Origin of the sequence: Citrobacter sp. S39 (assembly GCF_009495675.1) — a bacterium.
GTDB lineage: Bacteria > Pseudomonadota > Gammaproteobacteria > Enterobacterales > Enterobacteriaceae > Citrobacter > Citrobacter freundii.
This window is the reverse complement of sequence record NZ_CP045555.1, coordinates 1,357,041-1,369,786: the sequence shown is the minus strand read 5'-3', so window position 1 is coordinate 1,369,786 and position 12,746 is coordinate 1,357,041. Positions and strand designations below refer to the sequence as shown.

At 53.4% G+C, this 12,746-nt stretch carries 11 protein-coding genes; 6 read left to right on the top strand and 5 right to left on the bottom strand.

Annotated elements, in window-relative coordinates:
* Complete coding sequence (locus tag GFB57_RS06355) at positions 1 to 2,088, top strand: YccS/YhfK family putative transporter (protein ID WP_003023605.1); 2,088 nt, start codon at positions 1 to 3, stop codon at positions 2,086 to 2,088.
* Positions 2,089 to 2,179: 91 nt separating this feature from the next.
* On the opposite strand, the gene GFB57_RS06350 is transcribed toward GFB57_RS06355, so the two are convergent.
* From GFB57_RS06350 to ppiA, 5 genes are all read right to left on the bottom strand, one after another.
* Positions 2,180 to 3,397 (bottom strand): aspartate aminotransferase family protein, encoded by a 1,218-nt coding sequence (locus GFB57_RS06350; protein ID WP_003023603.1) that lies wholly within the window; start codon positions 3,395 to 3,397, stop codon positions 2,180 to 2,182.
* An 85-nt stretch (positions 3,398 to 3,482) separates the two neighbouring features.
* Positions 3,483 to 4,046: an aminodeoxychorismate synthase component 2 gene (pabA, locus tag GFB57_RS06345; protein WP_003023601.1), complete on the bottom strand. Its 564-nt coding sequence runs from the start codon at positions 4,044 to 4,046 to the stop codon at positions 3,483 to 3,485.
* A gap of 31 nt (positions 4,047 to 4,077) precedes the next feature.
* A complete protein-coding gene (locus GFB57_RS06340; RefSeq protein ID WP_003023599.1) occupies positions 4,078 to 4,680 on the bottom strand; it encodes a putative adenosine monophosphate-protein transferase Fic in 603 nt (200 codons plus the stop codon).
* Entirely contained in the window at positions 4,670 to 4,837 is a 168-nt protein-coding gene (locus GFB57_RS06335) for a YhfG family protein (RefSeq protein WP_003023597.1), read from the bottom strand. The genes GFB57_RS06340 and GFB57_RS06335 overlap by 11 nt, the downstream gene beginning before the upstream one ends.
* 106 nt (positions 4,838 to 4,943) lie before the next feature.
* Entirely contained in the window at positions 4,944 to 5,516 is a 573-nt protein-coding gene (gene ppiA, locus GFB57_RS06330) for a peptidylprolyl isomerase A (protein WP_003023595.1), read from the bottom strand.
* A gap of 264 nt (positions 5,517 to 5,780) precedes the next feature.
* Between ppiA and tsgA the strand changes: the two genes are divergently transcribed.
* The 5 genes from tsgA (at position 5,781) to cysG (ending at position 12,532) form a co-directional block, all read left to right on the top strand.
* Positions 5,781 to 6,962, top strand: a complete 1,182-nt coding sequence (gene tsgA, locus GFB57_RS06325) for an MFS transporter TsgA (protein WP_003023593.1) — start codon at positions 5,781 to 5,783, stop codon at positions 6,960 to 6,962.
* A 306-nt stretch (positions 6,963 to 7,268) separates the two neighbouring features.
* Positions 7,269 to 9,812 (top strand): NADPH-nitrite reductase large subunit, encoded by a 2,544-nt coding sequence (gene nirB, locus GFB57_RS06320; protein WP_003023592.1) that lies wholly within the window; start codon positions 7,269 to 7,271, stop codon positions 9,810 to 9,812.
* Positions 9,809 to 10,135: a nitrite reductase small subunit NirD gene (gene nirD / locus GFB57_RS06315; protein ID WP_003023590.1), complete on the top strand. Its 327-nt coding sequence runs from the start codon at positions 9,809 to 9,811 to the stop codon at positions 10,133 to 10,135. The genes nirB and nirD overlap by 4 nt, the downstream gene beginning before the upstream one ends.
* Positions 10,136 to 10,333: 198 nt before the next feature.
* Entirely contained in the window at positions 10,334 to 11,143 is an 810-nt protein-coding gene (nirC, locus tag GFB57_RS06310; protein ID WP_003023587.1) for a nitrite transporter NirC, read from the top strand.
* Between the two features lie 15 nt (positions 11,144 to 11,158).
* Positions 11,159 to 12,532: a siroheme synthase CysG gene (gene cysG, locus GFB57_RS06305; RefSeq protein ID WP_003023586.1), complete on the top strand. Its 1,374-nt coding sequence runs from the start codon at positions 11,159 to 11,161 to the stop codon at positions 12,530 to 12,532.
* The last annotated feature ends 214 nt before the right edge of the window (positions 12,533 to 12,746 follow it).

The following is a 12,746-nucleotide window of genomic DNA, read 5'->3' as shown; positions in this document are numbered from 1 at the left end:
ATGTGGCGAAGACTGATATACCACCCAGAGATCAACTACGCACTACGACAAACGCTGGTGCTATGTTTACCTGTGGCCGTCGGCCTGATCATTGGTCAGCTTCATCTGGGACTCCTCTTTTCCCTCGTCCCTGCCTGCTGCAATATTGCCGGTCTTGATACCCCGCATAAGCGCTTTTTCAAACGCTTAGTGATTGGCGCGTCTTTGTTTGCCGGATGCAGTCTGATCATGCAATTACTGCTGGCACAGACTATACCGCTGCCGCTGATCCTCACCGGCCTGACGCTGATTCTTGGTGTAACCGCAGAATTAGGCCCTCTGCATGCGCGACTACTACCTGCCTCGCTTATCGCGGCAATTTTCACACTCAGTCTGGCAGGTAACATGCCCGTCTGGGAGCCGCTGCTAATCTACGCGCTGGGCACATTGTGGTATGGCCTGTTCAACTGGTTCTGGTTCTGGATGTGGCGCGAGCAGCCGCTGCGTGAGTCGCTCAGCTTGTTGTACCGCGAATTAGCCGATTACTGTGAGGCCAAGTACAGCATGCTGACCCAGCATGCCGACCCAGAAAAAGCGCTGCCTCCCCTGCTGGTGCGCCAGCAAAAAGCGGTGGATTTAATTACCCAGTGCTATCAGCAAATGCATATGCTGTCGGCGCATCGCAACAACGATTATAAGCGCCTGCTACGTGCCTTTCAGGAGGCGCTCGATTTACAGGAACATATTTCCGTTAGCCTCCACCAGCCGGAAGAGGTGCAAAAGCTGGTCGAACGTAGCCACGCCGAACAAGTGATTCGCTGGAATGCGCGCACCGTCGCCGAACGCCTTCGCGTACTGGCCGATGATATTTTGTATCACCGCTTACCGACCCGTTTCTCAATGGAAAAGCAGATTGGCACGCTGGAGAAAATCGCCAACCAGCATCCGGACAATCCGGTGGGTCAATTTTGCTACTGGCACTTCAGCCGTATTGCCCGTGTGCTACGCACCCAGCGGCCACTGTATGCCCGTGATTTAATGGCTGACAAGCAGCGTCGGCTGCCGCTGATCCCTGCCCTGAAAAGCTATCTGTCGTTGAAATCCCCGGCGCTGCGTAATGCCGGACGCATCAGCGTCATGTTGAGCATTGCCAGCCTGATGGGCAGCGCCTTACACCTGCCAAAACCCTATTGGATTTTGATGACAATCCTGTTTGTCACGCAAAATGGCTACGGGGCAACCCGGGTACGTATCTTACACCGTTCAGTAGGGACGCTCGTCGGTCTGGTGATCGCCGGCGTCACGCTGCACTTTCATATTCAGGAAGGTTACACGCTGGCAGGCATGCTACTGATAACCCTGGTGAGTTATCTGACCATCCGCAAAAACTACGGCTGGGCTACCGTCGGCTTTACCGTCACCGCGGTATATACCCTGCAACTGCTGACACTGAACGGGGAACAGTTTATCGTGCCGCGGTTTATCGATACGGTCACTGGCTGCCTAATCGCTTTTGGCGGGATGCTCTGGCTGTGGCCGCAGTGGCAGAGCGGTTTACTGCGTAAAAACGCCCACGATGCGTTAGAAGCCGATCAGGAGGCCATTCGACTGATTCTTAGCAATGATCCCCAGGCCACACCGCTAGCGTATCAACGCATGCGGGTCAACCAGGCGCATAACACGCTGTTCAACTCGCTGAACCAGGCGATGCAGGAGCCTGGGTTCAACTCGCACTATCTGGCGGACATGAAACTGTGGGTTACGCATAGTCAGTTCATCGTCGAACACATCAACGCAATGACTACGCTGGCAAGGGAACATACGATGCTGACGCCGGATTTGGCGCAGCGTTATCTGGAGTCCTGTGAAATTGCGATCCAGCGCTGTCAGCAGCGGCTGGAATATGACGGACCCGGAAGCTCCGGCGATGTGAATATTCTTGAGGCGCCAGAGATGCTGTCCCATGGGCCTTTAAGCACCCTTGAGCAGCATCTGCAGCGGGTTTTGGGGCATCTGAACACCATGCATACCATTTCGTCGGTAGCATGGCGTCAGCGACCGCACCACGGGATCTGGCTGAGCCGCCGGTTGCGGGACATGAAAGGTTAAGGTCGACTGCCGGATGCGCTACGCTTATCCGGCCTACGAATCACACCTTACCCTGTAGGCCGGATAAGGCGCTCGCGCCGCCATCCGGCAATCAGCCCACCACCTTCGCCACGGCCTGCGCGAAGCGCTGCATCCCTTCATCGATATCGGTCTGCTCCACCACCAGCGACGGCGCGAAACGCATCACGTCCGGTCCGGCGTTCAGTACCATCACGCCTTCATTCGCCGCGGCGTACAAGAAATCACGCGCCCGGCCTTTAAACTGCGGCTTCAGTTCGGCGCCAATCAGCAGTCCCATACCGCGAATGTCGCTGAAAATGTCAAACTGCTGGTCAATTTTCTGCAAATGCTGAACAAACGCCTGGCGTTTGGCCTGAATACCTTCCAGCACTTCCGGCGTGTTGATGATATCAAACGCAGCTCCCGCAACCGCGCAGGCCAGCGGGTTACCGCCGTATGTGGAGCCGTGTGAACCCACGTGGAACGCGGAGGCAATCTCCTGGGTGGTCAGCACCGCGCTCACCGGGAAACCGCCACCGAGCGCCTTGGCGCTGGTCAGGATATCCGGCGTCACGCCGTAGTGCATATAGGCAAACAGTGAGCCAGTACGCCCCATCCCGCTCTGTACTTCATCAAATACCAACAGCGCCTGGTGCTGATCACAGAGCTCACGCAAGCCTTGCAGGAATGCCGGCGTTGCCGCAGTAACGCCACCCTCGCCCTGAATAGGCTCGATCACCACCGCGCAGGTGTGATCGTCCATCACCGCTTTGACCGCATGCAGATCGTTAAACGGGACATGGATGATATCTGCCGGCTTTGGTCCAAAGCCGTCGGAATATTTCGGCTGCCCGCCGACGGATACGGTAAACAGCGAGCGGCCGTGAAACGCGTTATGGAAGGCAATGATTTTGGTTTTGAACGGGCTATGACGCACGCAGGCATAGTGGCGCGCCAGCTTAAAGGCGGTTTCGTTAGCTTCGGTACCGGAGTTCATGAACAGTACGCGTTCGGCGAATGTTGCCTCAATGATTTTACGGCCTAAGCGCAACGCAGGTTCGTTGGTGAAAACGTTGCTGGTATGCCACAGGGTTTCACCCTGGGTTTTTAACGCCTCAACCAGCGCAGGATGGCAATGCCCTAACGCGGTAACTGCAATGCCGCCCGCGAAATCAACATACTCTTTACCCTGTTGATCCCATACTCGACTCCCTTTCCCTTTTACCGGGATAAACTCAGCCGGTGCATAAATCGGCAGAATCACTTCATCGAATGTCGCGCGTGTAATTGCAGTTTGTTCAGTTGCCATGTCATTACCACCCTGTTAAGCAGAAATGCTAGTGAAATTATAATCACAAAATATGAATAAAAAATCACTGAATAGCAACCACAAATCACCGGTTGAGGAAATTAGCCAGCAGCTGATGCCCCTGTTCGCTGAGAATGCTCTCCGGGTGAAACTGCACCCCTTCCATATCCCACTCCCGGTGGCGAATACCCATGATCTCCTGCGTTTCACTCCAGGCGGTCACCTCAAAGCAGTCAGGAAGGGTTTCGGGAGCAACCACCAGAGAATGGTAGCGCGTTACCGTTAATGGATTGGCGAGCCCCTGAAAAACGCCCTGCCCGTTATGCGTAATCGGCGACGTTTTACCATGCATCACTTTCGCCGCCCGAACCACGGTCGCGCCAAAGGCCTGCGCCATCGCCTGGTGCCCCAGACAAACGCCCAGCAGAGGGATCTTCCCTGCGAAATAGCGAATAACCTCCAGCGAAATACCGGCGTCATCCGGCGTACAGGGTCCCGGGGAAATGACGATTTTTTGCGGGCTCAGCGCGTCAATTTGCGCCAGCGTCAGATCGTCGTTGCGCCTGACAAGGACATCAGCCCCCAGTTCGCAGAAGTATTGGTACAGGTTCCAGGTAAAAGAATCATAGTTATCGATAAGCAGGATCATGGCGGCTCCGGTACATAAGAACCGCGCTATTCTACTCAGTTTCCGGTGCTTCACTTACCACTTTACGAAATATCGCCCGCAGTGCAGACAGGTCACCCATCGCCCCGCTCTGATTAGCCTGATTCCACTCCTCAACCGGAATGCCATCCCAGCTCAGCACATACCCTGCATGAATCGCTAACTGTTCGAAGAAAATACGCTGCGCCAGACCGCTACCAATGCGAAACGGATGCAGCACATTGATTTCGCAATAATAGTGCGCAAGACGATCGACAAACTTGTCTTCCGGTAATCCCACCAGCCAGGACTCATCTTCCAGGTCCTGCATCAGTGCATTGCCCTCTTTCTCGATATAGGCGAAATGGCAAAAGCGAGTATCGCCCTGGTAAATATCGACTTCGCGCAGGTGTCCCGCCCAGTCAAAAATATCCCGATACAGCTGGCGATGAATGGCGCACAGGTGCGGTAAGCCCCGTTTAAGCGGCCCCAATTCGATAGTCGCCGCACGCAGCGCCGTCAGTTCATAAGCCGCCTGCGCCAAACGCTGCGCCTGATGAATCCCCAGACGGTTACGCATGACATTCAGGCCCGGATATAAATACGGGTCGCGACCATCACCGAATTTATCGCTCATAGTGCCTCCTCAGCTCTTCAAGACGCGCCAGAGCGTCTTCAGCACTCAGAGTAACCCGTAGAATATCTACGCCTTCCAGCCGTCGGCTGGCCTGGAAATTAGCGTTTCGCCGCTGTTCCCACAGCCTGGACTTTTGTTTATCGGTGAGTTTTTTCACGTGACCTCCCTGAATGAGCCGACACTTGCCACAAGTATAAGCAGCAATTTCGGGTTACGCAGAGAGAGGGGGGAACGCGGGCAAGAACTACCCGCGCGAGATACGATTACGGCAGAACTTTAGCAGAAAGGATAACAATCGGTTTTGACGGAACATTCTGGTATGGACCGACATCATGGGTCTGTACCTGAGAGATCTTATCCGCGACATCCATACCTTTCACAACTTTTCCGAAGACAGCATAGCCAAAGTCGCGCTGGCCGTGATCGAGGAAAGCGTTGTCTGCAATGTTGATAAAGAACTGGCTGGTCGCGCTGTCTTTATCCGCTGTACGCGCCATAGCAATCGTGCCGCGGGTGTTACGCAGTCCGTTATCGGCTTCATTCTTGATTGGCGGGTTAGGTTTCTTCTGCTGCATCTGCTCGGTAAAACCGCCACCCTGCACCATGAAGCCAGGGATCACACGGTGGAACGTAGTGTTGTTATAGAAACCGCTGTTGACATAATCGACAAAGTTTTGCACTGAAACCGGGGCTTTCTGACTGTTCAGCTCCAGCTCAATGTTACCAGCAGAGGTTGTCAGCAGAACATGAGGATCACCTTTTGCTGCCAGTGCTGCGGGAGAGAGAGCAGAAAGAGCGAGAACAGCTGCAACAGCCGCCAGAGTCGATTTGAGCATGAGAATTCCTTAACAAGAGCAGAAATGAAGCAAGTGAATTGATTCTAAAGAGCCTTCAAGGACAAGGCCATCCCTTTACCTAATTTTACGTACTTGAAACAAATGTAACCTTACTGCCGCATGAATCAATGTGATTTAGATCACATACAAAAATGTAATAAACAAAGTCATTACCAATAAATATTTAAATACATCACAAAAGCGCCTAAAATCTGCCCGCTCACGGCGCAGTCAATGCGCCTTACACTTCTATACAGGCCAGTCATGACTAACAGCAATCGCATCAAGCTCACATGGATTAGCTTTCTCTCCTACGCCCTGACAGGTGCGTTGGTAATTGTCACCGGGATGGTGATGGGAAACATCGCAGATTACTTCCATTTGCCCGTTTCCAGCATGAGTAACACCTTCACCTTCCTGAATGCCGGCATTCTGATCTCTATCTTTCTGAATGCATGGTTAATGGAAATCGTGCCCCTGAAAACCCAGTTGCGCTTCGGCTTTATCCTGATGGTACTGGCAGTCGCCGGACTGATGCTCAGCCATAGCCTGGCCTTGTTCTCTGCCGCCATGTTTGTATTGGGTCTTGTGAGCGGTATAACCATGTCGATTGGTACGTTCCTGGTAACTCAAATGTACGAAGGTCGCCAGCGCGGTTCCCGCTTGCTGTTTACTGACTCCTTCTTCAGCATGGCCGGTATGATTTTCCCGATGGTTGCCGCGTTCCTGTTAGCGCGCAGCATCGAATGGTATTGGGTCTATGCCTGCATCGGCCTGGTATACGTCGCCATTTTCCTGCTGACCTTCGGTTGTGAATTTCCGGCACTGGGTAAACACGCTCAGCAGTCAGATGCGCCGGTAGTAAAAGAAAAATGGGGGATTGGCGTGCTGTTTCTGGCGATCGCCGCACTGTGCTACATCCTCGGTCAGTTGGGCTTTATCTCCTGGGTTCCGGAATACGCCAAAAGCCTGGGTATGAGCCTGAACGACGCAGGTAAACTGGTCAGCGACTTCTGGATGTCTTACATGGTTGGCATGTGGGCGTTTAGCTTCATTCTGCGTTTCTTCGATTTGCAACGCATCCTGACCGTACTGGCGGGTCTGGCCACCGTACTGATGTATCTGTTTATCACGGGTACGCCGGAACATATGCCGTGGTTCATTCTAACGCTGGGCTTCTTCTCCAGCGCGATTTATACCACCATCATTACCCTTGGATCCCAGCAGACGAAGGTCGCCTCACCCAAACTGGTTAACTTCGTTCTGACCTGCGGCACCATCGGTACTATGCTCACCTTCGTGGTAACCGGCCCTATTGTGGCACATAGCGGCCCACAGGCGGCATTGCAGACGGCTAACGGCTTATATGCGGTTGTATTCGTAATGTGCTTTATTCTTGGCTTCGTCACGCGTCATCGCCAGCATAACGCGCCAGCAACGCATTAATTTCAGTGCCGGGGGCGCTTCGCTAGCCCGGCCTACACACTGCCGGATGGTATCCACATCACCCGGCATATTTTCGCCTCCTCTCTTCTTTCTCTGGTCATGTAGGCCAATTCTTACAAAAACCCCTTAATTTGTACGCTATTTGTACAAACACGAAAACTCAAATAATTCCGTCACTTATAAAAATGCTGACAAATCAGTTATATACCTCTTAAGGAGTATATAAGGGCGAATTTGATTTGCATCAATAAGTGCGGTTGCTGAATCGTTAAGGTAGGCAGTAATAGAAAAGAAATCGAGGCAAAAATGAGCAAAGTCAGACTCGCTATTATCGGTAATGGTATGGTCGGCCATCGCTTTATTGAGGATCTTCTTGATAAATCCGACGCTGCCAATTTTGATATTACCGTCTTCTGTGAAGAACCCCGCAAAGCATACGACCGCGTACACCTGTCTTCCTACTTCTCCCACCACACCGCCGAAGAGCTTTCTCTGGTGCGTGAAGGATTCTACGAGAAGCACGGCGTTAAGGTGTTAGTGGGCGAGCGCGCAATTACCATTAACCGCCAGGAGAAAGTAATCCACTCCAGCGCAGGTCGTACGGTTTACTACGATAAGCTAATCATGGCGACGGGCTCTTACCCGTGGATCCCACCGATTAAAGGTTCGGAAACCCAGGACTGCTTCGTTTACCGCACCATCGAAGACCTCAACGCGATTGAGTCTTGCGCGCGCCGTAGCAAACGCGGTGCCGTGGTCGGCGGTGGCCTGCTGGGCCTGGAAGCCGCTGGTGCGCTGAAAAGCCTCGGCGTTGAAACCCACGTGATTGAATTCGCCCCAATGCTGATGGCTGAACAGCTGGATCATATGGGTGGCGAGCAGTTACGTCGCAAAATTGAAAGCATGGGCGTGCGTGTGCACACCAGCAAAAACACCAAAGAGATCGTTCAGGAAGGCACCGAAGCGCGCAAAACCATGCGTTTTGCCGACGGTAGCGAACTGGAAGTCGATTTCATCGTCTTCTCTACCGGTATTCGTCCACGCGACAAACTGGCCACCCAGTGCGGCCTTGACGTCGCGCCACGCGGCGGTATCGTCATTAACGACACCTGCCAGACTTCTGACCCGGACATCTATGCCATCGGCGAATGCGCAAGCTGGAACAACCGCGTGTATGGTCTGGTCGCTCCTGGCTACAAAATGGCGCAGGTTGCCGTTGACCATATTCTCGAAACTGAAAACGCCTTTGAAGGCGCGGACCTGAGCGCCAAGCTGAAGCTGCTCGGCGTTGACGTCGGCGGTATTGGCGACGCGCATGCTCGCACGCCGGGCGCACGTAGCTATGTCTATCTCGACGAAAGCAAAGAAGTCTACAAACGCCTGATCGTTAGCGAAGATAACAAAACCCTGCTCGGCGCGGTTCTGGTTGGCGACACCAGCGATTACGGCAATCTGCTGCAGTTGGTGCTGAACGCCATTGAACTGCCGGAAAATCCAGATTCACTGATTCTGCCAGCACATGCGGGCAGCGGTAAGCCATCTATCGGTGTCGATAAACTGCCGGACAGCGCGCAGATTTGCTCCTGCTTTGACGTCACCAAAGGCATGCTGGTTGCCGCTATCAACAAAGGCTGCCATACCGTTGCGGCGCTGAAAGCGGAAACCAAAGCCGGTACCGGATGTGGCGGGTGTATCCCGCTGGTAACGCAGGTCCTGAACGCCGAACTGGCGAAACAGGGTATCGAAGTTAACAACAACCTGTGCGAACACTTCCCGTATTCACGTCAGGAACTGTTCCACCTGATCCGCGTAGAAGGCATTAAAACTTTCGAAGAGTTGCTGGCCAAACACGGGAAAGGCTACGGCTGCGAAGTGTGTAAACCTACCGTGGGTTCTCTGCTGGCGTCCTGCTGGAATGAGTACATCCTCAAACCACAGCACACGCCGCTGCAGGACACCAACGACAACTTCCTGGCTAACATCCAGAAAGACGGTACTTACTCCGTGATCCCGCGCTCTGCGGGCGGTGAAATTACCCCTGAAGGCCTGGTGGCCGTGGGCCGTATCGCGCGTGAGTTTAACCTGTACACCAAAATTACCGGTTCTCAGCGTATCGGTCTGTTCGGCGCGCAGAAAGATGACCTGCCGGAAATCTGGCGTCAGCTGATTGAAGCGGGTTTTGAAACCGGCCACGCGTATGCCAAAGCGCTGCGTATGGCGAAAACCTGCGTAGGTAGCACCTGGTGTCGTTATGGCGTCGGCGATAGCGTCGGCTTCGGCGTGGAGCTGGAAAATCGCTACAAAGGCATTCGTACCCCGCACAAAATGAAATTCGGCGTCTCCGGTTGTACCCGCGAATGTGCGGAAGCTCAGGGCAAAGACGTGGGTATCATCGCCACTGAGAAAGGCTGGAACCTGTACGTTTGCGGTAACGGCGGGATGAAACCTCGCCATGCAGACCTGCTGGCAGCAGATATCGATCGCGAAACGCTGCTCAAGTATCTTGATCGTTTCATGATGTTCTACATCCGTACCGCCGACAAACTGACCCGCACCGCACCGTGGTTAGACAATCTGGAAGGCGGTATCGAGTATCTGAAGTCCGTCATCATCGACGACAAGCTGGGCCTGAACCAGCATCTTGAAGAAGAGATGGCCCGTCTGCGTGAAGCGGTGGTCTGCGAGTGGACAGAAACCGTTAACACTCCATCCGCGCAGGTTCGCTTCAAACACTTTATCAACAGCGATAAACGCGATCCGAATGTCCAGGTTGTGCCTGAACGTGAACAACATCGTCCGGCCACGCCTTATGAGCGTATCCCGGTGACTCTGGTGGAGGAAAACGCATGAGCCAGTGGAAAAACATCTGCAAAATCGATGACATTCTGCCTGCAACAGGCGTCTGCGCCCTGTTAGGTAACGAGCAGGTTGCGATTTTCCGCCCGTATCACAGCGACCAGGTGTTTGCGATCAGCAACATCGACCCGTTCTTTGAGTCCAGCGTGCTTTCTCGTGGGCTGATTGCTGAACACCAGGGCGAATTGTGGGTTGCCAGCCCGCTGAAAAAACAGCGTTTTCGTTTAAGCGACGGACTGTGCATGGAAGACGAACAGTTCTCCGTGAAACATTACGAAGCGCGAGTGAAAGACGGCACGGTGCAACTGCGCGGTTAATTAATTTTTGGGAGGCGCAACGCCTCCCCTTTTTTGTATTTTTTTCATTGTAATTGTTATCACAAAATCATTTGTGCTGCATCGCGGCGGCAACTGAGCAAACCCCCAGGAGCATAGTTCACTATGTGACTGGGGTGAGCGAGGGCTGCCAACAAAGAGGCAGTGCAAAGGATGAAGTGAGAAAAGGATAATCAACACATGTTCACAGACACTATCAATAAGTGTGCGGCTAACGCTGCGCGCATCGCACGCCTGTCGGCAAATAACCCGCTCGGGTTCTGGGTCAGTTCGGCAATGGCAGGGGCCTATGTTGGCCTCGGCATCATCCTTATTTTTACCCTCGGTAACCTGCTCGACCCGTCCGTACGTCCGCTGGTGATGGGTGCAACCTTTGGTATCGCCTTAACGCTGGTTATTATTGCCGGTTCAGAACTGTTTACCGGTCACACCATGTTCCTGACGCTTGGCGTCAAAGCGGGCACCATCAGCCACGGCCAAATGTGGGCTATCCTACCGCAAACCTGGCTGGGAAATCTGGTCGGATCAGTGTTTGTCGCCCTGCTTTATAGCTGGGGAGGCGGCAGTCTGCTGCCGGTCGATACCAGCATCGTCCATTCGGTCGCGCTGGCGAAAACCACCGCGCCTGCAACGGTGCTGTTCTTTAAAGGCGCACTGTGTAACTGGTTGGTTTGTCTGGCAATATGGATGGCAATCCGTACCGAAGGCGCGGCAAAATTCCTCGCTATCTGGTGGTGTCTGCTGGCGTTTATCGCTTCCGGCTACGAGCACTCGGTGGCCAACATGACGCTGTTTGCCCTCTCCTGGTTCGGTCATCACAGCGAAGCTTATACCCTGTCAGGAATTGGTCATAACCTGCTGTGGGTGACACTCGGTAATACTTTGTCCGGTGTCGTATTCATGGGATTAGGTTATTGGTATGCTACGCCAAAATCGGAGCGTCCGGCTCCGGCAAAAATCAACCAGCCAGAGGCGGCTGCTAATAATTAATTAAGGGGTAATGTCGTGGACCATTTGCCTATATTTTGTCAACTACGTGACCGCGACTGCTTGATCGTCGGCGGTGGTGATGTCGCAGAACGCAAAGCGCGGTTACTGCTGGAAGCGGGCGCCCGTTTAACGGTTAATGCACTGGCGTTTATTCCGCAGTTCAAAGTATGGGCAGATGAAGGCATGCTGACGCTGGTTGAGGGACCGTTCGATGAGTCCCTGCTCAACACCTGCTGGCTGGCTATTGCCGCCACCGATGACGATGCCGTCAACCAAAGCGTCAGCACCGCCGCGGAGTCACGTCGTATCTTCTGCAACGTGGTCGACGCGCCAAAAGCAGCCAGTTTTATCATGCCCTCCATTATCGACCGCTCGCCGCTGATGGTGGCGGTCTCCTCCGGCGGGACATCGCCGGTGCTTGCCCGTCTGCTGCGTGAAAGGCTTGAATCCGTACTGCCTCAGCATTTGGGCCAGGTCGCACAATATGCCGGCAAGTTGCGCTCCCGGGTGAAGAAACAGTTTGCCAGCATGGGTGAACGTCGCCGCTTCTGGGAAAAATTGTTCGTGAATGACCGCCTGGCGCAGTCGCTGGCTAACAATGACCTAAAAGCCGTCGAGGAAACCACCGAGCAAATGCTCAGCGAACCGCTGGATCACCGTGGTGAAGTGGTGCTGGTTGGCGCCGGTCCTGGCGATGCCGGACTATTGACGCTGAAAGGGTTACAGCAGATCCAGCAAGCGGATGTCGTGGTTTATGACCGCCTGGTTTCCGACGACATCATGAACCTTGTCCGCCGCGATGCAGACCGAGTGTTCGTCGGCAAACGTGCGGGCTATCACTGCGTACCGCAGGAAGAGATCAATCAGATCCTGCTGCGTGAAGCACAGCAGGGCAAGCGCGTGGTACGACTGAAAGGTGGCGACCCGTTCATCTTTGGCCGTGGTGGCGAAGAGCTGGAAACGCTGTGCCATGCCGGTATTCCATTCTCTGTAGTGCCTGGTATTACCGCAGCCTCTGGTTGTTCTGCCTATTCCGGCATTCCACTGACCCATCGTGATTACGCTCAGAGCGTGCGTCTGGTTACCGGACACCTGAAAACCGGCGGTGAGCTGGATTGGGAAAACCTGGCGGCCGAGAAACAGACGCTGGTGTTCTATATGGGACTGAACCAGGCTGCTACCATCCAGGAAAAATTGATCGAGTTTGGCATGCAGCCTGATATGCCCGTCGCGCTGGTAGAGAACGGGACTTCCGTCAAGCAACGCGTCGTCAACGGAGTACTAACGCAGCTTGGTGAGCTGGCACAGCAGGTTGAAAGTCCGGCGCTGATTATCGTCGGTCGCGTGGTTGGACTACGCGATAAGTTGAACTGGTTCTCGAATCATTAATTGAATGCTAATAAATGCCCTGATATTCAGGGCATTTATTTATGATTCACAAAAGTTAATATTTAATCTAAATAAAATATCATCCATAGCATTCATCATTTTATTAAAAATAGATACATTTCATAGCATTTTAATTCATTAAAAATATAATTTATCCTAACATTATCATGTCCTTATTCGGACTATTTAAAATCTTCCTTAGTTGATATCTTAA